The 25,779-nt window shown below is 57.5% G+C and carries 26 protein-coding genes; 11 read left to right on the top strand and 15 right to left on the bottom strand.

Annotated features, from left to right (window positions below; all coding sequences use genetic code 11):
* Positions 1–6 precede the first annotated feature (6 nt).
* The 6 genes from tauA to LQ945_RS11645 form a co-directional block, all read right to left on the bottom strand.
* A complete protein-coding gene (tauA, locus tag LQ945_RS11620) occupies positions 7–1,002 on the bottom strand; it encodes a taurine ABC transporter substrate-binding protein (protein ID WP_044554743.1) in 996 nt (331 codons plus the stop codon).
* Between the two features lie 108 nt (positions 1,003–1,110).
* Complete coding sequence (locus tag LQ945_RS11625; RefSeq protein ID WP_270102904.1) at positions 1,111–2,232, bottom strand: Gfo/Idh/MocA family protein; 1,122 nt, start codon at positions 2,230–2,232, stop codon at positions 1,111–1,113.
* Positions 2,229–3,293 carry a sugar phosphate isomerase/epimerase family protein gene (locus LQ945_RS11630; protein WP_270102905.1) on the bottom strand — a complete coding sequence of 355 codons (1,065 nt, stop codon included), beginning with the start codon at positions 3,291–3,293 and terminating at the stop codon, positions 2,229–2,231. The genes LQ945_RS11625 and LQ945_RS11630 overlap by 4 nt, the downstream gene beginning before the upstream one ends.
* Entirely contained in the window at positions 3,290–4,375 is a 1,086-nt protein-coding gene (locus LQ945_RS11635) for a Gfo/Idh/MocA family protein (RefSeq protein WP_270102906.1), read from the bottom strand. Before LQ945_RS11635 ends, LQ945_RS11630 begins: the two co-directional genes overlap by 4 nt.
* Positions 4,368–5,627, bottom strand: coding sequence for an MFS transporter (locus tag LQ945_RS11640; RefSeq protein ID WP_270102907.1), 1,260 nt, complete (start codon positions 5,625–5,627; stop codon positions 4,368–4,370). Before LQ945_RS11640 ends, LQ945_RS11635 begins: the two co-directional genes overlap by 8 nt.
* A 31-nt stretch (positions 5,628–5,658) precedes the next feature.
* Positions 5,659–6,576, bottom strand: a complete 918-nt coding sequence (locus LQ945_RS11645; RefSeq protein WP_270102908.1) for a GNAT family N-acetyltransferase — start codon at positions 6,574–6,576, stop codon at positions 5,659–5,661.
* 243 nt (positions 6,577–6,819) lie between these two features.
* Between LQ945_RS11645 and LQ945_RS11650 the strand changes: the two genes are divergently transcribed.
* A complete protein-coding gene (locus LQ945_RS11650; RefSeq protein ID WP_044554749.1) occupies positions 6,820–7,800 on the top strand; it encodes a LacI family DNA-binding transcriptional regulator in 981 nt (326 codons plus the stop codon).
* Here the strand turns inward: LQ945_RS11650 and LQ945_RS11655 are convergent, their stop codons facing one another.
* Positions 7,801–8,583 carry a PhzF family phenazine biosynthesis protein gene (locus LQ945_RS11655; protein ID WP_270102909.1) on the bottom strand — a complete coding sequence of 261 codons (783 nt, stop codon included), beginning with the start codon at positions 8,581–8,583 and terminating at the stop codon, positions 7,801–7,803.
* A 10-nt stretch (positions 8,584–8,593) separates the two neighbouring features.
* Positions 8,594–9,196, bottom strand: coding sequence for a LysE family translocator (locus LQ945_RS11660; protein ID WP_270102910.1), 603 nt, complete (start codon positions 9,194–9,196; stop codon positions 8,594–8,596).
* 119 nt (positions 9,197–9,315) lie between these two features.
* Between LQ945_RS11660 and LQ945_RS11665 the strand changes: the two genes are divergently transcribed.
* From LQ945_RS11665 to LQ945_RS11675, 3 genes are all read left to right on the top strand, one after another.
* Entirely contained in the window at positions 9,316–10,296 is a 981-nt protein-coding gene (locus LQ945_RS11665; RefSeq protein ID WP_270102911.1) for a hydrolase, read from the top strand.
* Positions 10,293–10,526, top strand: coding sequence for a YheU family protein (locus tag LQ945_RS11670; protein WP_020837285.1), 234 nt, complete (start codon positions 10,293–10,295; stop codon positions 10,524–10,526). Before LQ945_RS11665 ends, LQ945_RS11670 begins: the two co-directional genes overlap by 4 nt.
* Before the next feature lie 150 nt (positions 10,527–10,676).
* Complete coding sequence (locus LQ945_RS11675) at positions 10,677–11,546, top strand: phosphoribulokinase (RefSeq protein ID WP_270102912.1); 870 nt, start codon at positions 10,677–10,679, stop codon at positions 11,544–11,546.
* A gap of 36 nt (positions 11,547–11,582) precedes the next feature.
* Here the strand turns inward: LQ945_RS11675 and LQ945_RS11680 are convergent, their stop codons facing one another.
* Positions 11,583–11,990: an OsmC family protein gene (locus LQ945_RS11680; RefSeq protein WP_270102913.1), complete on the bottom strand. Its 408-nt coding sequence runs from the start codon at positions 11,988–11,990 to the stop codon at positions 11,583–11,585.
* 379 nt (positions 11,991–12,369) lie between these two features.
* Between LQ945_RS11680 and crp the strand changes: the two genes are divergently transcribed.
* Together crp and LQ945_RS11690 are read left to right on the top strand one after the other, a co-directional pair.
* Entirely contained in the window at positions 12,370–13,002 is a 633-nt protein-coding gene (gene crp / locus LQ945_RS11685; RefSeq protein WP_004718520.1) for a cAMP-activated global transcriptional regulator CRP, read from the top strand.
* A 54-nt stretch (positions 13,003–13,056) separates the two neighbouring features.
* Entirely contained in the window at positions 13,057–15,132 is a 2,076-nt protein-coding gene (locus LQ945_RS11690; protein WP_044554854.1) for a YccS/YhfK family putative transporter, read from the top strand.
* A 37-nt stretch (positions 15,133–15,169) separates the two neighbouring features.
* Here LQ945_RS11690 and argD read toward each other — a convergent pair whose 3' ends face one another.
* The 3 genes from argD to LQ945_RS11705 all read right to left on the bottom strand — a co-directional run bounded on the left by argD (position 15,170) and on the right by LQ945_RS11705 (position 18,726).
* Positions 15,170–16,387, bottom strand: a complete 1,218-nt coding sequence (gene argD, locus LQ945_RS11695) for a bifunctional acetylornithine/succinyldiaminopimelate transaminase (RefSeq protein ID WP_182825419.1) — start codon at positions 16,385–16,387, stop codon at positions 15,170–15,172.
* Between the two features lie 131 nt (positions 16,388–16,518).
* A complete protein-coding gene (locus tag LQ945_RS11700; protein ID WP_270102914.1) occupies positions 16,519–17,094 on the bottom strand; it encodes an aminodeoxychorismate synthase component II in 576 nt (191 codons plus the stop codon).
* 105 nt (positions 17,095–17,199) lie between these two features.
* Complete coding sequence (locus LQ945_RS11705; RefSeq protein WP_182825417.1) at positions 17,200–18,726, bottom strand: helicase HerA-like domain-containing protein; 1,527 nt, start codon at positions 18,724–18,726, stop codon at positions 17,200–17,202.
* Between the two features lie 225 nt (positions 18,727–18,951).
* Between LQ945_RS11705 and LQ945_RS11710 the strand changes: the two genes are divergently transcribed.
* Together LQ945_RS11710 and LQ945_RS11715 are read left to right on the top strand one after the other, a co-directional pair.
* Positions 18,952–19,221 carry a CopG family ribbon-helix-helix protein gene (locus tag LQ945_RS11710; RefSeq protein WP_269935936.1) on the top strand — a complete coding sequence of 90 codons (270 nt, stop codon included), beginning with the start codon at positions 18,952–18,954 and terminating at the stop codon, positions 19,219–19,221.
* Between the two features lie 17 nt (positions 19,222–19,238).
* Positions 19,239–19,517, top strand: coding sequence for a type II toxin-antitoxin system RelE/ParE family toxin (locus LQ945_RS11715; protein ID WP_270102915.1), 279 nt, complete (start codon positions 19,239–19,241; stop codon positions 19,515–19,517).
* On the opposite strand, the gene btsR is transcribed toward LQ945_RS11715, so the two are convergent.
* From btsR to ppiA, 3 genes are all read right to left on the bottom strand, one after another.
* Complete coding sequence (btsR, locus tag LQ945_RS11720) at positions 19,518–20,243, bottom strand: two-component system response regulator BtsR (RefSeq protein WP_044554760.1); 726 nt, start codon at positions 20,241–20,243, stop codon at positions 19,518–19,520. It abuts the gene before it with no gap.
* Positions 20,243–21,928: a sensor histidine kinase gene (locus LQ945_RS11725; protein ID WP_269935938.1), complete on the bottom strand. Its 1,686-nt coding sequence runs from the start codon at positions 21,926–21,928 to the stop codon at positions 20,243–20,245. Before LQ945_RS11725 ends, btsR begins: the two co-directional genes overlap by 1 nt.
* A 161-nt stretch (positions 21,929–22,089) precedes the next feature.
* Complete coding sequence (gene ppiA, locus LQ945_RS11730; RefSeq protein ID WP_262241562.1) at positions 22,090–22,659, bottom strand: peptidylprolyl isomerase A; 570 nt, start codon at positions 22,657–22,659, stop codon at positions 22,090–22,092.
* A 357-nt stretch (positions 22,660–23,016) separates the two neighbouring features.
* Between ppiA and LQ945_RS11735 the strand changes: the two genes are divergently transcribed.
* From LQ945_RS11735 to LQ945_RS11745, 3 genes are all read left to right on the top strand, one after another.
* The gene (locus LQ945_RS11735) at positions 23,017–23,355 is read left to right on the top strand and encodes a PTS lactose/cellobiose transporter subunit IIA (RefSeq protein WP_041415733.1); all 339 of its coding nucleotides are present in this window, start codon (positions 23,017–23,019) and stop codon (positions 23,353–23,355) included.
* Positions 23,352–24,659 (top strand): 6-phospho-beta-glucosidase, encoded by a 1,308-nt coding sequence (locus LQ945_RS11740; protein ID WP_044554763.1) that lies wholly within the window; start codon positions 23,352–23,354, stop codon positions 24,657–24,659. Before LQ945_RS11735 ends, LQ945_RS11740 begins: the two co-directional genes overlap by 4 nt.
* Before the next feature lie 96 nt (positions 24,660–24,755).
* On the top strand, positions 24,756–25,733 hold the full coding sequence (locus LQ945_RS11745; RefSeq protein ID WP_270102981.1) for a LacI family DNA-binding transcriptional regulator: 978 nt from the start codon (positions 24,756–24,758) through the stop codon (positions 25,731–25,733).
* Positions 25,734–25,779: the final 46 nt, after the last annotated feature.

Genomic DNA, 25,779 nt, shown 5'->3' on the forward strand with positions numbered 1-25,779 from the left:
GCTCCCTTACGACTGCGGCGCAGCCTGCACCTGTTTCACAAAGCGATCGGTGACATAGGCACTGTAATCGCTGTCGACCTGGGGAATTTTGCCCTGCTGTTTGAGGAACTCGGCGGTGTCATGAATGGCTTTGTCCACCGGCTGACCAAGCTGGGTGATCTGTTCGGCGACCGGCAGGTAAGTATTGCCCTGCACCAGCACCGGTATCTGCTCTTCCGGCACGCCGCTCAGTCGGGACAGCGTGCTGAGGTTGCCCTTGTCTTTCAGCCACTGCTCCGGCTGCGCCAGATAGGCTTTTTGGGCATTCAACGCGCTGGCGGCAAAGGCCGTCACCACTTCAGGATGCTTCTCGGCAAAGTCTTTGCGCACCACCCAAACGTCGAGCGTCGGGGCGCCCCACTGTCCGACCTGGGCAGAATCCGTCAGCACCTTGCCCTGTTTGGCCAACTCATTGACCACCGGGGCCCAAACATAGGCGCCATCGATATCACCGCGCTGCCAGGCGGCGGCGATGGCCGGCGGTTGCAGATTGAGGATTTTGACCTGCTCTGGCTTGATGCCCCAGTGCTTCAGAGAAGCCAACAGGCTGTAGTGCGTGGTTGAGATAAAGGGCACGGCGATGCGCTTACCGATCAGATCCTGCGGGCTTTTAATCTCTTTTTTCACCACCAGCGCTTCGGAACTGCCGAGCTGGGAGGCGATCAGAAACACTTCGATAGGAAGTTTTTGGCTGGCGGCCACCGCCAATGGGCTGGAGCCGATGTTGCCGATCTGGACGTCACCTGAAGCCAATGCGCGCAGCACGCTGGAGCCACTGTCGAATTTGCGCCAGTCAACGGTAGCACCGGACTGTTTGGCGAAGCTGTTTTCCGCCTGCGCCACCTTGGCGGGTTCCGCCGAAGTCTGGTAGGCCACGGTCACGTCCACCGCATAGGCGCTGGTTGCGCTAAGTGACAACACCAGCAGCGCCGCACTGCGTAGAGAAAAAAGTTTGCTCGCCATGTTCGCTCCGTTGATAAAAGTCTGTTCAGTTGCTGACAGTTTTATCCGAGCGTTGACGAGCTATAAAAGAATAAAAAACTCTGCGTTATTACTTATGGGAATATTTAATCAAATCAAATCGACCCATTGCCCTCCGGCGGCGCTGCTACGCTGGGCGGCGTCAATAAACGCCATCCCCTGCACGCCGGTTTCAATTCCCGGCAACAAGGGTGCAGCCTGCGGCCCCTCACGCAGACGGCTCGCCGCTTCACGGTAAATCTGGCCAAACCCTTCCAGATACCCCTCGGGGTGGCCGGCAGGCACACGCGCCAACAGGCGGTTCTCCGTATACTGGAATGAAGAAGCGCGCGTGATGCAGTAGGCTGGCGCATTTCGTGGGTGCATCCACAGCTGGTTGGGTTGCTCCTGGCAAAAGGCCAGGCTGCCCTCACTGCCGTAGATTCGCAGCCGCAAGCCGTTCTCATGGCCGCAAGCCACCTGGCTGGCCCACAGTCTGCCTCTGGCGCCGTTGGCGTATCGCATTTGTACCCGCACATCGTCGTCCAGCTTGCGTCCGGGAATAAACGTCGTCAGCTCGGCGCTGATCGCCTGCGGCAACAGGCCGCTGACAAACTGCGCCAACTGCCAGGCGTGAGTGCCGACGTCACCGATGCAACCGGCTCCCGCCTTCTCCGGCTGGGCGCGCCAACCCGCCTGCTTGTTATCGGTCAACTCCAGCGGCTGTGCCAGCCATTCCTGCAGATACTCCACCTCGATAAAGCGGATCTCGCCCAGTTCACCGGCCAGCACCCGGCTCCGCGCCTCGCGCACCAGCGGATAAGCACTGTAGTTATGGGTTAATATCAGCTGCCTTCCGCTACGTCGCACCGTTTCGGCCAACTGCAACGCTTCGGCGTAGCTGTTGCACAGCGGCTTGTCGCAGATGACGTCGATACCGGCGTTGAGAAAGGCAGTCGCTACCGGCGCATGCAAATAATTGGGCGTGACGATCGCCACCACATCCACGCCGTCTTCGCGAGCCGCCTCGGCCTGTGCCATCTGCCGGAAATCGCGATAGCTGCGTTGCGGATCCAGGTGCAGCCGCTCACCGGTACGACGGCAATTTTCCTCATCGGAGGAAAAAGCCCCGGCCACCAGCTCGAATTCGTCGTCCATTCGCGCAGCCAGGCGATGCACTGCACCAATAAACGCCCCTTCGCCCCCGCCGACCATACCCAAACGTAGTCTCATGGCTGTTCTCCGATACCCAGCATCTGCCGGATCTGTTTGCGCTCAACGCCGGAGGCGGCAAAATCATCGAACGCCCGATCGGCAACAGGAATAATATGCCGGGCGATAAACTCGGCCCCTTCACGCGCCCCCGCCTCCGGCGACTTCAGGCAGCACTCCCATTCCAGGGTGGCCCAACCGGGAAAATCGTATTGCGCCAGCTTGCTGAAGATCGCCGGGAAGTCGATCTGCCCGTCCCCCAACGAACGAAAACGCCCAGGCCTTTCCAGCCAGGGTTGATAACCGCCATACACACCGCTGCGGGCGTTGGGCCGATATTCCGCATCTTTGACGTGGAACGCCCGGATACGCGCATGATAAACATCAATAAAGCCCAGGTAGTCCATTTGCTGCAAATGCAGATGGCTGGGGTCGTATAAAATATGGCAGCGCGGATGATTGCCAACCTGGCGCAGAAAACGCTCGAACGTCACGCCGTCGTGCAGATCTTCCCCGGGATGCAGCTCATAGCAAAGATCGACACCCACGTCGTCAAAAGCATCGAGGATCGGCCGCCAACACCGCGCCAACTGCCCGAAGGCCTCCTCCAGCAACAGCGCATTATGGGGCGGCCAGGGGTAAAAATAAGGCCAGGCCAGCGCACCGGAGAAAGTAACGTGCGCGGTTAATCCAAGCCGCTGCGACGCCTGCGCCGCCATCAGCAATTGCTCGGTCGCCCATGCCTGTCGGGCCTGCGGATTGCCGCGCATCGCTGCCGGAGCAAAGGCGTCGAAAGCCAGATCGTAAGCCGGGTGCACCGCCACCAGTTGTCCTTGCAGGTGAGTGGACAACTCCGAAATGACCAGGCCGTATCCTGCCAGTTGCTCACGTATGCCGTCGCAATATTCCTGGCAGTGGGCGGCCCGTTCGAGATCAAAAATGGCCGGAGCGCCGGTCGGGATCTGCACGCTTTTGAACCCCAGGCCCGCGGCCCAACCGGCCAGCCCGTCCAGTGAATCGAACGGCGCCTGCGCGCCGATAAACTGCGCCAGAAACAGCCCTGGCCCCTGAATGGTTTTCATGGTGATGACCTCCCTAACATTACCGTTCTCTGGCTGCGTACCGCTTCATCCGCCGCCAGGACTACGCGCAGGCTGTTTAAGGCATCCTGCCAATGCCGGCTGAGATCCAGCCCCTCTTGTATCGCCTGAAGAAAATAGCGCTGCTCGCTCAGGCACAGCGCCAAATGGTCCGGTTCGTCCTGACAGTCGATCCAGCGGTCCGGGTGGACAAACTGATTGGCACCGTCCAGCGCCGCATAATGGACGCGCAACGAATCGGTGCGGGTATGACCGTCAACGTTATCAGACTCCCCTACCGCACCCGACTGTCGCGCCACGATCGAAACCGCGCCGAGTGGCCCAATCACGTCTTTCACAAAGTAGGCGGTTTCGCTGATCATCGGCCCCCAGCCGGCTTCGTACCAGCCCACCGAGCCATCGGCAAAGCGCACTTGCAGCTGGCCATAGTTGTACATTCCCGGCGGCAGCGCATCGCTCAACCGTGCGCCAATGGCGCTGACGCTGACCGGCTCCGACTGGGTCATCTGGCACATCACGTCGAGGTAATGCACGCCGCAGTCGACAATCGGCGACAGCGACTGCATCAGGTTACGATGCACGTCCCACATCGCGCCGTGGCTTTGCTGATTGAGGTTCATGCGCATCACCAGCGGTTTGCCGAGGCCGCGCGCCAATTCAACGAATTGCCGCCATGAAGGATGGTGACGCAGGATATAGCCGACCACCAGTTGCCGCCCGGCAGCACGGGCGGCGGCGATCACGCGCTCCGCACCGGCCACGGTGGTGGCGAGGGGTTTCTCAATGAACAGATGGCAACCGGCGGCCAGTGCCGCCAGCGCGTAAGCCTCGTGAGTATCGGGCCAGGTCGTCAGGCATACCGCATCAGGACGCGTCGCCGTCAGGGCCTGTGAAAAATCACTGAACGTCGGGTAGCCGCCGCCCAACCTGGCATTGAGCCGATGCCGCGAATCGCCGCACGCCACCAGCCCACAGATCTCAACCCCTTTCATGCCGTGATAGGCTTCGGCGTGCGAGGCTCCCATGTTGCCGCACCCCACAACCAGTACGCGCAGGTCAGTCATCGCCTTTCTCCGCTTGCGGGATTTCACGGTAATTGAAGGTGAAGAAAAACAGCGCCGCTATCACCAGCGCGCCGATGGCCGGATACCACCAGAAGCTCTGCCACTGCGGCAGCGCCGCCGCCCCCTCCGCCGTCACCATCCGATTAAACAGCGCACCGCTGATCTGCGAACCGATCAGCATGCCCAGCCCATAGGTAAACAACACCAGCAGACTCTGCGCCTGGCCCTTGACCTTGTCGCCCGCCACCTTGTCGGTGTAGATAAAGCCAATCACGAAAAAGAAGTCGTAGCACATGCCGTGTAAAAGGATGCCGAGGTAAATCATCCAACGCAGTTCCTCAGTGATACCCAACGCAAACATCACGTAGCGCAGGAACCACGACAGCATGCCAATCAACAGCATCACTTTGATGCCCAACCGCGCGAACAGGAACGGGATCAACAGCATAAAGAACAGCTCGGACATCTGCCCCAGCGACATCACGCCACCGACATTGCTAAAACCCGTGGCTGCCACGAAAGGCGCGGCGTAGGCGTAGTAGGCCGCCAACGGGATGGAGATCAGCGTCGCGCAGATGATAAACACCAGAAAGTGCCGTTGCTTCAGCATGGCAAAGGCATCGGCGCACAGCAGGTCGCGCATTTTTACCGGTTTGCCACGTTCCGGCGCCGGGGTGTGTGGCAGGGTGAAGCTGTAAATGGCCAGCACCAGCGAAGCGACCGCCGCCAGCGTGAAAATGCCGGTGCTGTCGGACAACCCGCTGGCGCCGACGATCAGCCCGGCGACAATCCAGCCGAAGGTCCCGAACGCCCGCACCACGGGAAATGCCTTTTCACTGTTGCTCAGGCTGTAAAACGCGACGTTGTTGCTAAGGGCGATCGTCGGCATATAGCACAGCATATAGCCGAAGATGATCCACAGCAGGCCGCTTTGCCCACTGCTGAAAAAGCCCGGCATCAGCCAAAGCAACCCGGCACCGATCAGGTGCAGTACGCCCAGTACCTTCTGCGAGGCAAAGAAACGATCCACCAGCATGCCCAGCACGAACGGCGAAAGAATCGACGCGATCGGCCCGGTGGAATAAGCATCGCCGATGATTGCCGCCAGGCCGAACTTGCCCATCACTACGCCGAGCGTGACGTACCAGGCGCCCCAAACAAAGAATTGCAGAAACATCATCAGTGCCAGCCGCGGCACTACCCATTTGAATGTGGCGCTGTTGGCCCCCAGGACCGCGCTGTCAGTTTGCATAGTTTCCCCATTGGTATTGTTGTGGTGGTGGTTAACCGCTTTCCGGCAGGAAGGACGGCATAACCACACCGCCGGGTTGCTGCGCCAGGCCTTTCACCTGCGCCAAATGCAATTCGCAAATCCTTCCGCCCCACTGCAACAGCACCTGACTGAGGGCGGAACGTTGCGCCGGTACCAGCACCACCGGCGTGGTGCCGCGGTGATGCTGGTCCAGCATCCAACTGATCAACTCCAGGGCGATCTCTTCGCTGTGGCTGCCGCCCGGCCCCAACATGCGTGAAGCCGGATGCGACACCGACGCCAGATAGCCGCCAATCACGCCGTCCAGTTCCCACACAGCGATACGCCACAGCCCGCTGGTGTCGTTAAGGAAATGGTCAATATCGCGACGGCGTTCAATGCCCAGCAGCATTCGCTCCAATTGCAAAATGCCGGGCAGATCGCCCTGCTGAGCGGCACGTACCCTGCCGCGCGTCAGTCGTGGAAAAGAGAACCCCAGCGTCGGCACCGGGATCGCCATATCCTGATAAATCGCATAGGGCGTGAAGCCGGCACGGTGGTACAACGCGTAGGAGTCCAGATTTAACGCGCTGGAAATCAGGCGTATCGGTAGCGATCCCGCCAGCTCATCGGCTTTCGCCATCAGCTGCGCGGCGATACCGCGACCGAAGTAATCGGGATGCACATTCATGATGCCCAGCCCGAGGTGTGTCTCACGCGGATGGAAAAAGCAGGAACCGCACAGTACGCCCTGCTCATCGCGCGCAATCCAGTGCTGACCGGGATCCAGTTGGCGATAGACGTCAACGAACAGCCCACAGCTGGCCGGCTCTGCGGTAAAAATGGCCCCTCTGCCGTGGCGTTGGTACCAGGCATTGGTCGACAGATGAATCAGCTGCGCGATTTCCGGGCGATCGCCGCTTTCCGCTACCCTCAGTTGCACCTGCATCCGCCACCTCTTTTCAGATTATGGGTTCAGCGAAATACCGCGAAATCGTAAAATGTAATCGATTTCATTTTCACCATGAGCAAAATGTAATCGATTTCTTTTTTTCGGCAACCCGATTAATGTGATAAGAGGGGCTGATAAGATGAATTTGTAATCAACATCACAATCCTGAGGTCAGGCGCAGACATTTTTCCGTGCTTGAGCATATTGTTCGGGGCAAATGGGCAGAAGGAACAGCAAACCATGTCGATCGAAAAGGTGGCGAAACTCGCCGGCGTCTCCGCCGCGACCGTTTCACGGGTGTTGAACGGCCAGCAGATCGTCAAACCGGCCACTCGCGACAAGGTACTGGCCGCGATCCGCGCCTGCGACTATCAGCCCAACCTGCTGGCGCGTCAGTTGCGCACCTCACGTAGCCGCATGTTGCTGGTGCTGGTTTCCAGTATCACCAACCCCTTCTGCTCGCTGGTAGTACGCGGTATCGAAGAGGAGGCTGAACGTCACGGCTACCACATTTTGCTGTGCAACTCTGAATCCAATCCGACGCGGGAATCCGCTTACCTCAGCCTGCTGAGCGGTAAGGTGGTCGACGGTGTTATTACCATGGACGCCGTCAGTTGCCTGCCCGGCCTGACCGCGATGATCGGCGATTTCCCCTGGGTACAATGCGGTGAAGGCGATCCCGAGTTCCGCGCCTCCTCGGTGACCATCGACAATCATCAGGCGGCGATGGCCGGCGTACGTTATTTGGTCGCGCAGGGCCGGCAACGTATTGCTCTGATCAACAGCGACATGCGCTATCTCTATTCACAGCAGCGGGAGCAGGGTTATCGACAGGCGCTGGCCGAAGCCAAACTGGACTATTGCCGGGTGGAATACGTCGAAGGATTGGAATATGCCGCCGGTGCGCTGGCGATGAACCGCCTGCTGGACGCGGAGCCACGCCCGGATGCGGTCTTTGCCATTTCGGACGTGATTGCCGGCGGGGCAATGAGCAGCTTGCACCAACAAGGGTTGCGCATCCCCGAACAGGTCGCCGTGATGGGCTTTGACGGTGTGCCTTTTGGCGCCATTACCACCCCGCCGCTGACCACCGTCGAACAGCCGATGCATCAATTCGGCGTGCGCAGCGTGCAGCTGCTGCTGGAAAAAATCAAGGATCCGCAACAGCCGCCACGCAATGACGTGCTCGAATGGCGGCTGGTAGAACGCGGTTCTGCCTGATTACAGGCTCAGTTCGCCACGCAAAAAAATCTGCGCATCGCCGCCTATCAGGGTACGGTCGCCTTTCAGTTCACAGAACAACTCACCGCCGCGCGCCGATATCTGCCGCGCGTGTAATTGATGACGGCCGAGACGTGCGCTCCAGTAAGGCATCAACGTGCAGTGTGCAGAGCCGGTGACCGGATCCTCACCGCCGTCCAGCGTGAAATAGCGCGAAACGAAATCCACCGTTTCGCCCGGGGCGCTGGCGATCACCGCGCGACCAGTTAAAGCAATTAACGCCGGGATAACCGGCTGCAGCGCTCTCACCTGCGCTTCATTTTCCAGCACCACCAGCAGCGCATTGGCTTGCCACACTTCCAGCGGTTCAACGCCCAACAGCTCTGTCAGCCCGGCAGGCGTCGCGATTTTTTGCGGCGGTCGGGACGGAAAATCCAGGATCAAGCGTTCGCCATCTTCGGCGTCGCGCTTAACGTACAAATCACCGCTGGCCGAACGGAAACGGATATCCTGCAACGCCGGATTGACCGCGCTGAGCATCACGTGCGCCGCCGCCAGCGTACCGTGGCCGCACAGATCCACCTCGCGCTGGGGAGTGAACCAGCGGATGGCCGACATATCGCCCTCGTCCCAGACAAAACTGGTTTCCGGCAGGTTCAGCTCATTGGCGATCGCTTGCATCTCGGCGGTCGACAACGGCTGTTTCAGCAGGCATACGCCGGCCGGATTGCCGCGAAGCCCTTCGCCGGTGAAGGCCACTACGTGGAAGTAATTTTCTGCCATCCGCAACTCCTTAATGCCAGATGAGTAACACACAGGCCGCCGTCAGCAGCCCCATAGACACATTAAAGATGATCCAGGCCTTTTTGCTGTGTAACAGGCGACCAATCACCGTGCCGAATCCGAGCCAAATCACGCCGGCGACGATATTCACCACCAAAATGCCCAGCGAGATCGCCACAATCGACGAGTTGTACCTGTCGCCTGCCAGGCTAAAACTGGCCACCGCCCCCAGCGCCATCAGCCAGGCCTTGGGGTTAAGGAACTGCAACAGCCAGCCCTGATACAAGCGTATCGGTTTGGGCGGTGCCACGTCGGTCTCCAGCTTTTCATAGGCGGCCGTGGCCACTTTCCACGCCAGCCATAACAGGTACAGGCTGCCGAGGATTTTCAGCACCAGGTGCAACGCAGGGTAAACCAGGATCAGGCTGCCGACCCCGAACGCCACCAGCAGCAAAATACTTTGCATGCCCAGCATGATGCCCATCATCAACAGCAGCGAGCGCATAAAGCCAAAATTGGCGCCGGAGGTGGTCAGCAGCATATTATTAGGGCCTGGCGTGATGGCGGCGACCCACAGGAAGCCTAACATCGAAAGAAATAAACTCGGTTCCATGAGGCGGGTGCTCCTCACCCAGGGTGATTTTTTGCAGTATTATTGTCAGTTCAGGATAGTGAAGCTAACAGCGCACTATTAATCCCACAATAGCCGCCAATAAGATTTTTACTCAGGTTATGCATGAATCCTTTCGCCCTTTGACCGGGGCCAGTAATCCGCATCTGCAGACGCTGCTGCCACGGCTGGTGCGTCGCCGAGTGCAGCTCAAACCGCACTGGCAGCGGCTGGAGTTACCCGACGGCGACTTTGTCGATCTCGCCTGGAGCGAAGATCCGGCTCAGGCTGCCGGCAAACCGCGCGTGGTGCTGTTCCACGGACTGGAAGGCAACTTCTACAGCCCCTACGCTCATGGTCAACTCAACGCCTGGCGTGAAAAAGGCTGGCTTGGCGTGGTGATGCATTTTCGCGGTTGCAGCGGCGTGCCGAACCGCAAGCAGCGCATCTATCACTCCGGAGAAACGGAAGATGCACGTTTCTTCCTGCAGTGGCTGCGCGCAACCTACGGTGAAGCGCCCACCGCCGCGGTCGGCGTCTCGCTCGGCGGTAACATGCTGGCCTGCTACCTGGCGCAGCAGGGGGCGGAAAGCCTGCTGCAGGCGGCGGTCGTGGTCTCCGCGCCGCTGATGCTGGAGCCCTGTTCGTGGCGTATGGAACAAGGCTTCTCGCGCGTTTATCAGCGCTATCTGCTCGGGCAGTTAAAACAAAACGCCACTCGCAAGCTGCTGCACTATCCTGATACCCTGCCGCTCAAACTGCCGCAGCTCAAGGCGTTGCGCCGGATCCGCGACTTTGACGATGCCATTACTTCGCGCATCCATGGCTTCAGCGATGCCAGCGATTATTACCGTCGTTGCAGCGCCCTGCCGCTGTTGCCGGCGATCCAGACGCCGTTATTGATCATCCATGCCAAAGACGATCCCTTTATGACCGACGAAGTGATCCCCGAAGTCGCCACGCTGCCGCACAACATTGAGTATCAGTTGACCGAGTTTGGCGGCCACGTCGGTTTTGTCGGCGGCACCTTGAAACATCCCCAAATGTGGCTGGAATACCGTATTCCATCCTGGCTTTCCCCTTATCTGGACACCGCCAAGTGATTATCCCCTGGAAAGAACTGGAAACTGAGACCCTGAACAGCCTGATCGAGTCCTTTGTGCTACGCGAAGGCACCGACTACGGCGAGCACGAACGTTCGCTGGAACAGAAAGTGGAAGACGTGCGCCGCCAGTTGAAAAACGGCGAGGTGTTGCTGGTTTGGTCAGAACTGCATGAGACCGTCAACATCATGCCGCGCGGCCAGTTCCGCGCAGGGCAGGAAGAAATTTAGTGGCGATCGGTTCTATGACTGACGGAAAAAATCAGGTAACAATGCGTTATTGCAAACCAACGCGCGGAATTTTGCCCTTGGCGAAAGGGCGTCAAACAGACCAATAATGATATCTGACGCCTGCGCATTTAACACGGAGTGACCTATACCATGTCCGCCAAACATCCCGTTATCGCAGTGACCGGCTCCAGCGGGGCCGGCACCACCACCACCAGCGTGGCGTTCCGTAAAATCTTTCAGCAGTTGAACATCCGCGCCGCCGAGCTGGAAGGCGACAGCTTCCACCGCTACACCCGGCCGGAAATGGACGCGGCGATCCGCAAAGCGCGCGATCTCGGCCGCCATATCAGCTATTTTGGCCCCGAAGCCAATGACTTCGGCCTGCTGCAGCAAAGCTTTCTCGACTACGGCAAAAACGGTACCGGCCGCTCACGCAAGTATCTGCATACCTACGATGAAGCGGTGCCCTATAACCAGGTTCCCGGCACCTTCACCCCCTGGGAAGCTTTGCCGGAACCCACCGACGTGCTGTTCTACGAAGGACTGCACGGTGGCGTCGTGACCGAACAGATCGACGTGGCCAAACACGTCGATCTGCTGGTTGGCGTGGTACCGATCGTCAACCTGGAATGGATCCAGAAGCTGATCCGCGATACCGGTGAGCGCGGCCACTCCCGCGAAGCGGTGATGGATTCGGTGGTTCGTTCGATGGAAGACTATATCAACTACATCACGCCGCAGTTCTCACGCACCCATATCAACTTCCAACGGGTGCCGACGGTAGACACCTCCAACCCGTTCGCCGCCAAGGCTATCCCTTCGCTGGACGAGAGCTTTGTGGTGATCCACTTCCGCGGGCTGGACCAGATCGACTTCCCTTATCTGCTGGCGATGCTGCAGGGATCTTTTATCTCGCATATCAATACGCTGGTGGTACCGGGTGGCAAAATGGGGCTGGCGATGGAGCTGATCATGGCGCCGCTGGTGCAGCGACTGCTGGAAGGAAAAAAAATCGAGTAGCCGACAGGGCGCGGCACAACCGCGCCCCTTTATCCGTTACGCCAGGTCGCGGATTTCAAAACTGTGGGTCACGCTGGCGGCTTTGCTCAGCATCAGTGAAACCGAACAGTACTTCTCGGCCGAGAGGTTCACCGCACGCTCCACGATCTTGTCGCTCAAATCTTTGCCGCTCACGATAAAATGCAGGTTGATGTGGGTAAACAAGCGTGGCGCTTCTTCGCGACGTTCAGAGGTCAGCTTCACCTCGCAATCACGCACGTCATTACGCCCTTTTTGCAGGATCGACACCACGTCGATTGCACTGCATCCCCCTGCTGACATCAGCACCATTTCCATCGGACTGGGTGCTTTATCGCCGGCGTTGCCGTCCATCAATACCTGATGGCCAGACGCGGATTCGCCCAGAAACGTCAACCCTTCCACCCACTTAACTCTTGCCTGCATGCTGGTCACTCCGGTTAATTTCTTAAAATCACAGTACGCTTTCGCATAGAAACTGGCAACGGAACCTGATGCTAATCATGCTGAAGCGAGACAACACAAGACACCCGCCTCACTCTGTGCTACAAACAGAGCCGCAATAAATCTTTCCGGGACACTGATTTCAGGGAAACTCCCAGGGAAAGGCTCCTTTACCGGTATGTTAACAGAATGTAGCTTGCAGCTCTCCCGGCAAGTTAATATGCTAGAGCGACAGCGTATATTTATGACACGCCTCAAAACCTGCTGATAGCCACCATTAAAACAACGGCGACAGCACGTTTTACAGGGAACTCTGACCCCTGTGACACAAGGCAGCGATAACAACAGAGGATAACAGCGAATGGTTCTCGGCAAACCGCAAACAGACCCTACTCTCGAATGGTTCCTGTCTCATTGCCATATCCACAAATATCCATCCAAAAGTACGCTGATTCACCAAGGTGAAAAAGCCGAAACGCTTTACTACATCGTTAAAGGCTCCGTTGCGGTGCTGATTAAGGATGAAGAAGGTAAAGAGATGATCCTGTCCTACCTTAACCAGGGGGATTTCATCGGCGAGCTTGGATTGTTTGAAGAAGGTCAGGAGCGTAGCGCCTGGGTTAGGGCGAAGACCGCCTGCGAAGTGGCTGAAATTTCCTACAAGAAATTCCGCCAGCTGATCCAGGTTAACCCGGACATCCTGATGCGCCTGTCTGCCCAGATGGCAAACCGCCTGCAGATAACCTCTGAGAAAGTGGGTAACCTCGCCTTCCTGGACGTTACGGGCCGCATCGCGCAAACCCTGCTGAACCTGGCGAAACAGCCTGATGCCATGACCCATCCGGATGGCATGCAGATTAAAATCACCCGTCAGGAAATTGGCCAGATCGTCGGTTGCTCTCGTGAAACCGTGGGTCGTATCCTGAAAATGCTGGAAGATCAAAACCTGATCTCCGCTCACGGCAAAACTATTGTCGTTTACGGCACCCGTTAATCACTGAAAAAACGGCGCGATGATTCGCGCCGTTTTTTTATGCCCCGATTTATCATGTGGCGCCGACTGATTTACCATCCGGAAGTCAATTACGCACTGCGGCAAACGCTGGTGCTGTGCCTGCCGGTTCTGCTTGGCCTGCTGATCGGCCAACTGCAATACGGCCTGCTGTTTTCTCTGGTTCCCGCCTGCTGCAACATCGCCGGGCTGGACACGCCCCACAAGCGCTTCTTCAAACGCCTGATCGTCGGCGGTTCGCTCTTTGCGCTCAGCAGCCTGCTGCTGCAACAGGCGCTACTTTGGCAGTTGCCGCTGCCGATACTGATGCTGGGCCTGGCGCTGCTGCTCGGCGTCAGCGGTGAAATCAGCCCGCTGCACGCCCGCCTGCTGCCCGCCGCGCTGGTTGCCGCCATCTTCTCTCTCAGCATGGCCGGTACGGTGCCGCTTTGGCACGCGCCCCTGTTGTATATCGTGGGCACCGCCTGGTACGGCCTGTTTACCTGGTTCTGGTTCAAGCTGTGGAAAGAGCAACCGATGCGCGAATCGCTCAACCAGCTCTATCTGGAACTGGCGGACTACTTCGAAGCCAAATATTCACTGTTAACCCAGCACACCGATCCGCAGACCGCTTTACCGCCACTGCTGGTGCGCCAGCAAAAGGTCATGGACCTGATCACTTTGCTGTATCAACAACTTAATTTTCTGCCCCATGCCAGCAATCTCGAGCAAAAGCGTTTGCAACGCACCTTCCAGGTCGCACTGGATTTGCAGGAGCACATCACCGTCAGCCTGCATCTGCCGGAAGAGGTGCAAAAGCTGGTAGAACAGAGCCAGGCCGAAGCCATCATCCGCCGTAATGCACAGGTGATTGCCAACCGGCTGCGCACGGTAGCGCATGACATTCTCTATCATCAGCATTCTCAGCGTTTCAATATGGACAATGAACTGGCCGCCCTGGAAAAAGTGGCGGCGCAGCATCCGGACAACCCGGTCGGCCAATTCTGTTATTACCACTTCAGCCGCATCGCCCGCCTGCTGCGCACCCAGCACCCACTCTACCGACGCGATCTGATGGCCAATCAAAACCGTCTGCCGTTCTGGCCCGCGCTGGTCAGTTATCTGTCGTTCAAATCCAACGCCCTGCGCAATGCGGCTCGGCTGGGAGTCACCCTGGCGGCGGGCAGCAGCCTGGGCATGATGTTCAATCTGCCAAAGCCTTACTGGATCCTGTTGACCATCATGCTGGTGAGCCAAAACGGCTACAACGCCACTCGGGTGCGCATCCAGCACCGTGCGCTCGGCACCCTGGTTGGGTTGGTGATTGCCGCCGGGTTACTGCAACTGCAGCTGCCCGAGGCTGAGACGCTGGGCGTGATGCTGGTGATCACGCTGCTGGCCTACCTGGTTTCACGTAAAAATTACGGGCTGGCGGTGATTGGCTTTACGGTGACGGCGGTCTATACCCTGCAACTGTTGGCACTGAACGGCACACACTTCCTGGTGCCGCGCCTGATCGACACGCTGATCGGCTGCGTGCTGGTGTTCGGTAGCACCATCTGGCTGTGGCCTCAGTGGCAAAGCGGTTTGCTACGCAAGAATGCCCATCAGGCATTGGAAAACGATCAGCAGGCGCTGCGCCTGTTGCTGGAAGAACAAGAGCCCGATGCCAGTGCGCTGGCCTATGCTCGTATGCAGGTCAATCAGGCGCACAACGCGCTGTTCACCTCACTTAATCAGGCGATGCAGGAACCGGGGTTTGAATCGAGCTATCTGGCAGATATGCGCCTGTGGGTCACGCACAGCCAGTTTATTGTCGAACACCTGAATGCGATGACCATTCTGGCGCGCGAACACTATATGCTGACGCCAAAGCTGGCGGAGGAGTATCTGCAGACTTGTGAAATCGCGCTGCAAAGCTGTCAGCAGCGGCTGGAATACGACGGCCCGAGCAGTGGCAGCGCCATTATGCAGCCGCCGGATTTGCACCCGGAGATGCCGGTAACCGAAATGGAACGTCACCTGCGGCGGATTTTGTCCCACCTGAGCGTCATGCACACCATTTCGTCGTTGGCCTGGCGCCAGCGTCCACACCATGGCATCTGGCTGAAACGCAAACTACGCGATCAATAAGGGCGCCGTCTGGCGCCCTCGTCATCAACACGACGCATTAAGCGTTAATCACGTCCTGTACCGCCAGCTCAAACAGCGCCATCCCTTCGTCAATATCCTCGGTTGCTACTACCAGCGAAGGCGCAAAACGAATCACGTTTGGCCCGGCATTGAGGATCATCAACCCGCGCGCAGCAGCGGCAGTCAGGAAATCGCGCGCCTTGCCATGATACGGCGCAGTCAATTCGGCACCGATCAGCAGGCCCATGCCGCGAATGTCGCTGAAAACACCATATTTCTCACCAATCTGTTTTAACGCCTGCACGTACAATCCATGACGCAGTTCAATGCCACTGAGCACTTCCGGCGTATTGATCACGTCCAGCGCCGCCTCCGCCACCGCGCAGGCCAGCGGATTGCCGCCGTAGGTGGTGCCATGGGTACCCACCTGCATCACCGATGCAATCTCTTCGGTGGTCAGCATGGCGCTGACCGGGAAGCCACCGCCAAGCGCTTTGGCCGTGGTGAGGATGTCTGGCGTCACGCCATAGTGCATATAGGCGAACAGTTTGCCACTGCGTCCCATACCGCTTTGCACTTCGTCGAATACCAGCAGCGCCTGATGCTTGTCGCACAGTTCGCGTACGCCCTTGAGGAAGTCGGCATCTACCGGGGTAATCCCGCCCTCACCCTGGATCGGCTCCATCACCACCGCGCAGGTATGGTCGTCCATCACCGCTTTCACCGCGGCCAGATCGTTGAACGGCACGTGGACGATATCGGCCGGTTTCGGTCCAAAACCGTCGGAATACTTGGCCTGTCCGCCTACAGAAACGGTAAACAGCGTGCGGCCGTGAAACGCGTTATAGAAGGCGATGATTTTGGTTTTGTACGGACTGTGGCGGGTAATCGCATAATGACGCGCCAGTTTGAAGGCCGCTTCGTTAGCCTCTGCGCCGGAGTTGGCAAAAAACACCCGATCGGCAAAGGTGGCGTTAATTAGCTTGGTCGCCAGACGCAGCGCCGGTTCGTTGGTGAACACGTTGCTGGTATGCCACAGGGTTTCGCCCTGCTGTTTCAGCGCCTCAACCAACGCCGGGTGGCAGTGTCCCAACGCCGTCACCGCAATACCGCCGGAGAAGTCGATGTACTCTTTCCCTTGCTGGTCCCACACGCGGCTGCCTTTGCCCCTGACCGGGACAAACTGAGCAGGTGCATAAACAGGCAGGATAACCTGATCAAAGGTGCTGCGGGTTACTGCAGATTTTTCGGTCATTATGGGGTCCACCCTGAAAGTGACTCAGTCTTTTGATTGCAATTAAGTGAAAATATAATCACAAAATATGCATAAAAAACCAGTTAAGGGCAAACTCAAATCGCCTTGGCGGCTAAAAAAAATCTAAGTAGTTAACTTTTAAGGAAATTATCCAACAGCTGATGCCCCTGCTCGCTGAGGATGCTTTCTGGGTGAAACTGTACCCCTTCCAGCGCCAACTGCCGGTGGCGGATGCCCATGATCTCATCGCGAGCGCCGTCGCGCTCGCTCCAGGCGGTGACTTCAAAACAGTCCGGCAGCGTGGCGGCTTCAAGCACCAACGAATGATAACGGGTAACGGTCAGCGGATTGTTCAAACCGTGAAAAACACCGCTGTCGAGATGGCGGATCGCCGAGGTCTTGCCATGCATCACCTCGCGGGCGCGTACCACCTTAGCACCGAATGCCTGCCCCAGCGCCTGGTGCCCCAGACAAACGCCGAGGATCGGCAGCTTGCCGGCAAAATGCTGGATGGCGGCTAATGAGATGCCGGCTTCATTCGGGGTACAGGGCCCAGGAGAGATCACCAGACGCTGCGGCGCCAGCCTTTCGATATCGGCCAGTTGCAGCTCATCGTTACGCTTCACCAGCACCTCGGCGCCTAATTCGCAGAAGTACTGGTAAAGGTTATAGGTAAAAGAGTCGTAGTTATCGATCAACAGCAGCATAGTGTTTCCAACAGACATCATCGTAGGGGGCGAATATGCCGCCCCGATTTACACGGGCGCAGTATACAACGCCCCCACGATAGTGCCGCTACCGATAATTTCAGCTTACTTCTTGCGACCGCCCATGATCGAGCCCAGCACGCCGCGCAGGATCTGACGCCCGAGATCGCGTGCCATGCTCTTGGCGGCGGTTTGAACTATGCCGTCGCGCTTGCCGCCACGTGGGCCGGTAGAGCCAAACAAAATATCGTTCAGCCCGCCCATCAGGCCGCCGCCCGCCGGCTGCTGCGCCTGGGGTTGCTGTGCAGGTTGGCCCGCTTGCGGTGCACCGACGGTTGCGAAACCTTCCGCAGACAGCTTCTCGTAGGCAGACTCGCGGTCCACCATATCCTCATAACGACCGTACAGCGGCGATTTGTTGATCGCACTGTTCAGCCCTTCCGCCCCCAGCATGCCCATCTTGGACTCCGGCGCGATCACCATCGCCCGTTCCACCACGTTTGGCCGCCCTTTTTCGTCGAGGAAAGAGACCAGCGCCTCGCCGACACCCAGCTCGGTGATCGCCGTTTCCGCATCGAAGGCCGGATTGGCGCGCATGGTTTGCGCTGCGGCTTTCACCGCTTTCTGATCGCGAGGGGTAAAGGCGCGTAGCGCGTGCTGCACACGGTTGCCCAACTGTCCGAGCACGCTGTCCGGAATGTCGAGCGGGTTTTGGGTAACAAAGTAGATGCCGACACCTTTGGAACGGATCAGGCGTACCACCTGTTCGATTTTCGTCAGCAGCGCCGCCGGTGCGTCGTTGAACAGCAGGTGAGCTTCGTCGAAGAAGAACACCAGCTTCGGCTGTTCAGGATCGCCCACTTCCGGCAGGTGTTCGAACAGCTCGGCCAGCAGCCACAGCAGGAACACCGAATAGAGTTTCGGCTGATTAATCAGCTTATCCGCCGCCAGCAGGTTGATGATGCCGTGGCCGTTGGCGTCGGTTTTCATCAGGTCATTGATGTCCAGCATCGGCTCGCCGAAAAACTGGTTCGCCCCCTGCTCTTCCAGCGTCAGCAATCCGCGCTGAATAGCGCCGACCGAGGCCGAAGAGATATTGCCGTATTGGGTTTGGAACTGTTTGGCGTTGTCCCCCACGTACTGCACCATGGCGCGCAGGTCTTTCATATCCAGCAGCAGCAGCGCATTGTCGTCGGCTATTTTGAACACCAGCTGCAGCACGCCGCTTTGCACTTCGTTCAAATCCAGCAATCGGGCCAGCAACAGCGGCCCCAGATCGGATACGGTGGCGCGGATCGGGTGGCCCTTCTCGCCATAAATGTCCCACGGAATAATAGTACAGGCCTGAGGCTGCCAGTCAGTGACGCCAATTGCCGCCAAACGCGCCTGCAGCTTCTCGGAAGGCACGGCTTCGGTACCAATACCCGACAGGTCTCCCTTCACGTCAGACAAAAAGACCGGTACGCCAATGCGCGAAAACTGCTCGGCCATTTTTTGCAGCGTCACGGTTTTACCTGTCCCGGTCGCTCCGGTGATCAGACCATGGCGGTTCGCCAATGCCGGCAGGATGACCAGATCCTGTACGGGTTTCCCGTCTTTCATCGCTTTGGCAATAATCCGTGCTTCACTCATTTTCTTTTCCTTGGACGCGACGCAAAAAGCGCCTGTTGATGTCAATAAAGCTATAAGGGGGACTTAACCCCGTCAAGGACAAACAAAAATCGGCCCCTTAACCCGCCAACTGGACAGGTAAATTTAGGATTCCGCTTAGCGCATTACCGTCATGCCATAACCCGCTTGAACAATAAAACACCAGTGATATAGTAAGCAGTACTCTGTATATACGAGGTATTTACCATGTCTGAATCTACCGTGGTTATCCGCGTGGATGACGAGTTAAAAATGGCTTTCGCCAGTGCGGCCAAAGCAGCGGATCGTACGGCATCCCAACTTTTACGCGATTTCATGCGAGATTTTGTCAGTCGACAATCGCAGCAAAAAGAATATGAACAGTGGTTGCAGGAAAAGGTCGATTTAAGCCGAAAAGCGCTCCAGGAAGGAAGAGTGGTTGATAATGAGGACGTTGAGGCCTATTTCGCCGAGCGCAGGGTAAAATCAATGCGGTAAAACGATAAGGAAATATCGTGAAGCTAAAGTGGACGGATCCCGCAATTGCTGACCGTATGGCAATTTATGACTATCTGGCGTCAAAGAACCCGACAGCTGCCGCAGAGATTGATGCTTTGATTTCTGCGGCGGCAAGCCAACTATCCCGAAACCCATCAAGTGGCAAAGTGGGTCGGGTTTCAGGCACTCGTGAATGGGTCATTCATCATTCTTACCTACTGATTTATGAAATAAAAAACGACCTTCTTATTATTTTGGCAGTCGTACACTCCCGCCGCCAATGGCCAAAGGATTAATCACCCCCGCAGCCCCAGCTCTTCTTTCAAGGCTTTTAGGTAGCGGCGACTGACCGGGACCGGCTCACCCACCGGCATGATCATTTCCGCCGCCCCGCCGTCGTCGAAGCGAATTTCACGCACCTGCTCCAGATTGACCAAATACTGACGGTGGCAGCGTACCAGCGGTGTCCGCAGCTCCAGCGTTCGCAGCGTCAGTTCGGTAAAACATTCCATGCCGTCATTACGTACCACAAACACGCCACTCAGCCGCGAACGTATCGCGACTACCTCGTCAAAACGCAGCAAATAGATGCGACTGTGGCCGGTACAGGGGATGTATTTCAGGTAGCCGGCGCTTTCATCCAGCGCGGCGATGTTTTGCTGCCCGCGCTGTTGCTGCAGGCGCTGCAGCGTTTTGCTCAGCCGCTTCGGTTCCGCCGGTTTCAACAGGTAATCGAACGCATGCTCTTCAAAGGCCTGCACCGCGTATTCGTCATAGGCGGTCAGGAACACGATATGCGGCATGCGATTAGGATCGAGCATGCCCACCATCTCCAGCCCGGTGATGCGCGGCATCTGAATATCCAGAAACACCACGTCCGGCTGCAGGCGATGGATCCCGCTGATGGCTTCTATCGCATTGGCGCATTCGCCGACAATGCTGATGCCCTCTTCCGCTTCCAGCAAATGTCGCAGGTTATCGCGCGCAGAGGGTTCATCATCGACAATCAGTACGTTTAGCATCAGGCAGCCCTCGCCAAGGGGACATTGAGCGTAATGCGGGTGAATGTTTGTGGCTCACAGGCCACCCGTACGCCATAGCCGTCGCCGTAGCGTACGCGAATACGTTTATCTACCAGGTTCATTCCCAGCCCGCTGTTGTTCGGCAAAGGCTGGTATAAGCCCGCATTGTCGGTCACCTGCAATAACAGACAGCCGCCCTCGAGCCGAGCGCCAATATCTATGCGCCCGATGCCCAGCAACTGCGAAGTGCCGTGCTTGATGGCATTCTCAACGATAGGTTGCAGTGAAAAGGCCGGCAGACGTACCGCCAACAGCTCTTCCGGCAGCGATACCGCAATCTCCAGCCGGTCGGCAAAACGCGCCTGTTCGATCTGCAGGTAGGCGTTAACGTGCTCAAGTTCGTCGGCCAGGCTGACTTCGTCGTCCGAACGCTTGAGGTTTTTGCGGAAAAAGGTCGAAAGGTACTGCACCAGCTCACAGGCCCGGTCCCCGTCACGACGGATCACCGCCACCAGCGTATTCAGGGCGTTGAACAGGAAATGCGGATTGACCTGCGCATGCAGCAATTTGATTTCCGACTGCGCCAGCAGCTGCGTGTGGCGCTCATACTGACCGGCCATGATTTGTGCGGATAACAGGTTGGCGATACCTTCACCCAGCGTGCGGTTGATGGTACTGAACAAACGGCTTTTCGGCTCGTAGAGTTTAATGGTGCCAATCACCCGTTGGTTCTCACCGCGCAACGGGATCACCAGCGTTGAACCCAGCTTGCAGTTGGCGTTGATCGAGCAGCAGTAGGACAGCTCATTACCGTCGGCGTAAACCACTTCATTGTTGTCGATCGCGCGGTGCGAGTGCCCTGAGGAGATCGGAGTGCCCGGTAAATGGTGGTCATCACCGATGCCGATAAACGCCAGCAGTTTCTCACGGTCGGTTATCGCTACGGCGCCAATCCCCAATTCCTGATAGAGCACCCGCGCCACCCGCATGCTGTTTTCCTGATCGAACCCCTGACGCAGAATACCCTCGGTACGCTCGGCGATCTTCAGCGCCTTGGCGGAGAACGCGCCGGTGTATTTCTCGAACATCGCTCGCCTGTCCAACAGGATCTGCATAAACATCGCCGCGCCCAGCGTGTTGGCGATCAGCATCGGCAGAGCAATGTGTTCCACCAGCCGCAGCGCCTCGCCAAACGGCCGTGCGATCGCCAGGATAATCGCCATTTGCAGCACTTCGGTCACCAATGCCACCCCGGCGACAAACAAGGGGTTAAACAGCAGATCGATACGCCGCCGGCGCATGGCGATGCTGTGCACCAGCCCTCCCACCAACCCTTCCGCCACGGTAGAGACCGCACAGGCGATATCGGTCATGCCGCCCAGCGTGTAGCGATGCAGGCCCCCGGTCAACCCCACCAGGAACCCTACCGAAGGCCCTCCCAACAGGCCGCCCAGCACGGCGCCGATCGCGCGAGTGTTGGCAATCGATCCTTCGACATGCAGCCCGAAATAGGTGCCCATGATGCAAAACACCGAGAAAATGACGTAGCACAATAGCTTGTGCGGCAGGCGGATAGTCACCTGAGTCAGCGGAATAAATAACGGAGTTTTGCTCAGTAAATAAGCAATGACAAGATAGACGCACATCTGCTGTAGCAGCAGCAGAACCTGGCTAAATTCAAACATGGCAGCAGCTCATCCCTTAACAAAACAGATGCAGAACGCCGGGTTTCCGGTCTGATTATAAGCTGGCGATTAAAGCATGCGACGGGGAAAAAAACAGTGATGCAGGCAAGGCTTCCGGGGAAAGCAACGCAGCCGGCCCACCGGGGGCCGGCGCAAAATCATTATGGCAGCACTTTCGCTGACAGAATGACGATAGGTTTGCTCGGAACATTTTGATAGGGGCCCACGTTGCCGGTCGGCGCCTGGGAAATCTTATCTACCACGTCCATACCTTTAACCACCTTGCCAAACACCGCGTAACCGAAATCGCGCTGGCCGTGATCCAGGAAGGCGTTATCCGCCACGTTCAAGAAGAACTGGCTGGTAGCACTGTCTTTATCGGCGGTACGCGCCATCGAAATGGTGCCGCGCAGGTTACGCAGGCCATTATCCGCTTCGTTTTTGATCGGTGCCTGGGTGGATTTTTGCTGCATATCCGCAGTGAAGCCACCGCCCTGAACCATAAAGCCCGGGATCACGCGGTGGAAAATAGTGTTGTTGTAATAGCCGCTGTTCACGTAGTCGATGAAGTTCTTGGTGGAAACCGGAGCCTTCTGACTGTCGAGCGCCAATTCGATATTCCCTGCTGAGGTGGTCAGCATGACATGAGTTTCACCGGCGGCGAGCGCAGCGGGTGCCATTGCTGTCAGGGAACACAGCGCAACGAAGGTCACTAAAGTACGTTTGAACATTAACGGGTCCTTTCTCTAAGAGACAAACAACGGAAAAGCGCTTTGATTCTAAAGAGCTGAACCTGCGAGTGCCAGCCATTTACCTATATTTACGCAATTGTGGGACTTATCTCAGCCAGCCCCGAATTTTACTGCCAAAAGTATGATCGCCTTAGACCTTTTTGCCAACTGCATCACGCATTTTTTGCCCTTTTTACGCCTTGCTCGCTTTTTGCGACACAACTCCCGGTTTCATTTCCTGTTCCGGTTAATCTAAACAAATGAGAGCGCTCTCATTTTGAGGGTGACAGCGAAAATAACGAATATCCGCCGGCACCGCCGCCGCGCAATAACAGGAGAAATAATGTGAGTGAATTGATGACGGAAATCAGCCCCGATTTTGAAAGCACCATCATGGAGCTGCTGGTGTTCTCCGGTGGCGCCCGCAGCAGTGCGCTGATGGCCTTGCAGCAGGCACGTGCCGGTGACTTTACCGCCTCAGCCAAGCACATGGCCGAGTCCAAACAGTCGGTGAAAAAGGCACACCTTATCCAGACCCAACTGATCGGCATGGATGAAGGCTGCGGCAAACTGGCCATCAACCTGATTACCGTTCATGCCCAGGATCATCTGATGAACGCTATGGTGATCCAGGATCTGGCGGATGACATGATTGAACTTTATCGCCGCCAGGCCCAGATGGAGGTTCGCGCATGAGCGCCTTGAAAATCGCCGTGATCGGCGGCGGCAGCAGCTACACGCCAGAATTGGTTGATGGGCTGATCCAACGTATCGAAGAGCTGCCGGTGACCGAACTGGCGTTGGTGGACGTTGAACCCGGCCGCGAAAAAGTGGAGATCATTGCCGCGCTGACCGAACGCATGCTGGCGCGCCACGGTCTGGAACAGGTCAAAGTCAGCGTGCATTTCGAGCTAGATGAGGCTATTCGGGACGCGAACTTCGTTCTGACCCAGTTCCGTGTCGGCCAGCTGCCCGCACGCGCCGCCGACGAGCGTTTGGGACTGAAATACGATCTGATAGGCCAGGAAACCACCGGCGTCGGCGGCTTTGCCAAGGCGCTGCGCACCATCCCGGTGATGCTGGATATCGCCCGCAGGGTGGAAAAACTGGCGCCGGATGCCTGGATCATCAACTTCACCAACCCAGCCGGTATCGTCACCGAAGCGGTCTCACGTTATACCAAAGCAAAAATCATCGGGCTGTGTAACGTGCCGATCAGCATGCACCATATGATCGCCAATATGCTGAAAAGCCCTTATCAGGAGGTACAGTTGCAGTTCGCTGGGCTGAACCACATGGTGTGGGTACACCAGGTATTGCAAAACGGCCGTGACGTCACCGCCAAGGTGATCGATATGCTGTGCGATGGCGCCGCGTTGACCATGAACAACATCAAGGAAGAGCCTTGGCAGCCGGACTTCCTGCGCGCCGTGGGGGCAATCCCTTGCCCGTACCACCGCTATTTCTACCAAACCAAAGAGATGCTGGCCGAAGAAATTGCCGCGGCGGCCGAGCGCGGCACCCGTGCCGAGCAGGTGATGAAAGTAGAGAAAGAGCTGTTTGAGCTATATGCCGATCCACACCTCGACAGCAAACCGGAACAATTAAGTTTCCGCGGCGGATCATATTATTCGGAAGTCGCGCTGGAGCTAATTCGTGCGATCCATAATAATCTCGGCACGCAATTAGTCGTCAATACGGCAAACCGGGGTGCCATTCGCGGTTTACCGGACGATGCGGTGATAGAAACCAACTGTATTGTCGATGCTCAGGGCGCCCACCCGCTGACCTTCGGTACGCTGCCGGATTCGATGCACGCGCTGACTCAACAGGTGAAAGCCTACGAGCGTCTTACCATCGAAGCCGCAGTGCATGGCGATCGCCGTAGCGGTCTGCTGGCGTTGGTGACCAATCCACTGGTTGGCAATGCCAATGTGGCCCAGCCGCTGCTGGATGAAGTGTTGGCGGTGAATGCACCTTATCTGCCACAGTTTAAATAACCGCCGGGCCAGCCGCGGTTGCTGATACATTGCTATAACTAATCTGTAGGGGGTCGATACGTCGACCCCATTTTTGTCGTAATCAGGAGTCGGATGATGGTGACACTGGAAGATGTCGCAGCCTTGGCGGGCGTGTCCCGCGCCACCGTGTCCCGCGTAGTGAATGGCGACACTAACGTTAAAGGGCAGACCCGCGAGAAAGTGGAACGCGCGGTGGCCCAGCTCGGCTACACCCCCAACCCTGCAGCACGCGCATTGGCCTCCAGCCACAGCAATACCCTCGGGCTGGTCACGACCTCATATCGCGGCGGCTTCTTCGGCGCGCTGATGGACTTTGTACAAACCGAAGCAGAATCCCACGGTAAACAGTTGCTGGTGACCCAAGGCCGCAACAGCGCCGAAAATGAATGGCAGGCGATTCAACGGCTGTTCAGCCTGCGCTGCGACGGTGTGATCCTCCATGTCCGCTTCCTCAGCGACGACCAACTGCGTCAGTTGGCGACCGAGCAACGCCCTTTTATCCTGCTCGATCGCCTGGTGCCAGGTCTGGAAGACCGCTGCGTCACTTTCGATCATCCACGCGCCAGCCGCATGGCGACCCAACAGTTGATTGATGCCGGCCACCGACGCATCGCCTGCATCAGCGGCCCCCGCGACCGCCCCTCCAGCCACTTGCGGCTGCAAGGCTTTGAACAGGCAATGCAGGCTGCGCACATCAAACCGGTTGCCTGCGTCGAAGGGCTGTACGATTTGGAAAGCGGCTATCGCTGCGCCGATCTGCTGTTGCAAATGAAAACCACGCCTAGCGCTATCTATTGCTGCAATGAAGAGATGGCCATCGGCGCGCTGCTGGCGATCAACGAGCACCGTCTGCGGGTTCCGCAAGATATCTCGCTGATCTGTTACGACAGCGGCGAACGTGCGCCTTTCGTTCGCCCGGCGCTGACCAGCGTACATTTCCCGATTACCGAAATGGCGCAATACGCGGCAAGGCGGCTGATTGATCCGACTACGCCAGAGGTCAGCTTCTCGCCGATCGTTATCAGTCGAGACTCCATCGTGACGGTGAGCTAACAGATCACAAAAATATTTCACCACCGCTCATTCATTGCATCAAAAA

This window comes from Serratia liquefaciens, assembly GCF_027594825.1.
In the GTDB taxonomy this organism is placed as follows: domain Bacteria; phylum Pseudomonadota; class Gammaproteobacteria; order Enterobacterales; family Enterobacteriaceae; genus Serratia; species Serratia liquefaciens_A.

Bases quoted from the DNA above. Each gene is read 5' to 3' on its own strand.
- tauA (WP_044554743.1), bottom strand. From the start codon at position 1,002: ATGGCGAGCAAACTTTTTTCTCTACGCAGTGCGGCGCTGCTGGTGTTG.
- LQ945_RS11625 (WP_270102904.1), bottom strand. From the start codon at position 2,232: ATGAGACTACGTTTGGGTATGGTCGGCGGGGGCGAAGGGGCGTTTATT.
- LQ945_RS11630 (WP_270102905.1), bottom strand. From the start codon at position 3,293: ATGAAAACCATTCAGGGGCCAGGGCTGTTTCTGGCGCAGTTTATCGGC.
- LQ945_RS11635 (WP_270102906.1), bottom strand. From the start codon at position 4,375: ATGACTGACCTGCGCGTACTGGTTGTGGGGTGCGGCAACATGGGAGCC.
- LQ945_RS11640 (WP_270102907.1), bottom strand. From the start codon at position 5,627: ATGCAAACTGACAGCGCGGTCCTGGGGGCCAACAGCGCCACATTCAAA.
- LQ945_RS11645 (WP_270102908.1), bottom strand. From the start codon at position 6,576: ATGCAGGTGCAACTGAGGGTAGCGGAAAGCGGCGATCGCCCGGAAATC.
- LQ945_RS11650 (WP_044554749.1), top strand. From the start codon at position 6,820: ATGTCGATCGAAAAGGTGGCGAAACTCGCCGGCGTCTCCGCCGCGACC.
- LQ945_RS11655 (WP_270102909.1), bottom strand. From the start codon at position 8,583: ATGGCAGAAAATTACTTCCACGTAGTGGCCTTCACCGGCGAAGGGCTT.
- LQ945_RS11660 (WP_270102910.1), bottom strand. From the start codon at position 9,196: ATGGAACCGAGTTTATTTCTTTCGATGTTAGGCTTCCTGTGGGTCGCC.
- LQ945_RS11665 (WP_270102911.1), top strand. From the start codon at position 9,316: ATGCATGAATCCTTTCGCCCTTTGACCGGGGCCAGTAATCCGCATCTG.
- LQ945_RS11675 (WP_270102912.1), top strand. From the start codon at position 10,677: ATGTCCGCCAAACATCCCGTTATCGCAGTGACCGGCTCCAGCGGGGCC.
- LQ945_RS11680 (WP_270102913.1), bottom strand. From the start codon at position 11,990: ATGCAGGCAAGAGTTAAGTGGGTGGAAGGGTTGACGTTTCTGGGCGAA.
- crp (WP_004718520.1), top strand. From the start codon at position 12,370: ATGGTTCTCGGCAAACCGCAAACAGACCCTACTCTCGAATGGTTCCTG.
- LQ945_RS11690 (WP_044554854.1), top strand. From the start codon at position 13,057: ATGTGGCGCCGACTGATTTACCATCCGGAAGTCAATTACGCACTGCGG.
- argD (WP_182825419.1), bottom strand. From the start codon at position 16,387: ATGACCGAAAAATCTGCAGTAACCCGCAGCACCTTTGATCAGGTTATC.
- LQ945_RS11700 (WP_270102914.1), bottom strand. From the start codon at position 17,094: ATGCTGCTGTTGATCGATAACTACGACTCTTTTACCTATAACCTTTAC.
- LQ945_RS11705 (WP_182825417.1), bottom strand. From the start codon at position 18,726: ATGAGTGAAGCACGGATTATTGCCAAAGCGATGAAAGACGGGAAACCC.
- LQ945_RS11710 (WP_269935936.1), top strand. From the start codon at position 18,952: ATGTCTGAATCTACCGTGGTTATCCGCGTGGATGACGAGTTAAAAATG.
- btsR (WP_044554760.1), bottom strand. From the start codon at position 20,243: ATGCTAAACGTACTGATTGTCGATGATGAACCCTCTGCGCGCGATAAC.
- LQ945_RS11725 (WP_269935938.1), bottom strand. From the start codon at position 21,928: ATGTTTGAATTTAGCCAGGTTCTGCTGCTGCTACAGCAGATGTGCGTC.
- ppiA (WP_262241562.1), bottom strand. From the start codon at position 22,659: ATGTTCAAACGTACTTTAGTGACCTTCGTTGCGCTGTGTTCCCTGACA.
- LQ945_RS11735 (WP_041415733.1), top strand. From the start codon at position 23,017: ATGACGGAAATCAGCCCCGATTTTGAAAGCACCATCATGGAGCTGCTG.
- LQ945_RS11740 (WP_044554763.1), top strand. From the start codon at position 23,352: ATGAGCGCCTTGAAAATCGCCGTGATCGGCGGCGGCAGCAGCTACACG.
- LQ945_RS11745 (WP_270102981.1), top strand. From the start codon at position 24,756: ATGGTGACACTGGAAGATGTCGCAGCCTTGGCGGGCGTGTCCCGCGCC.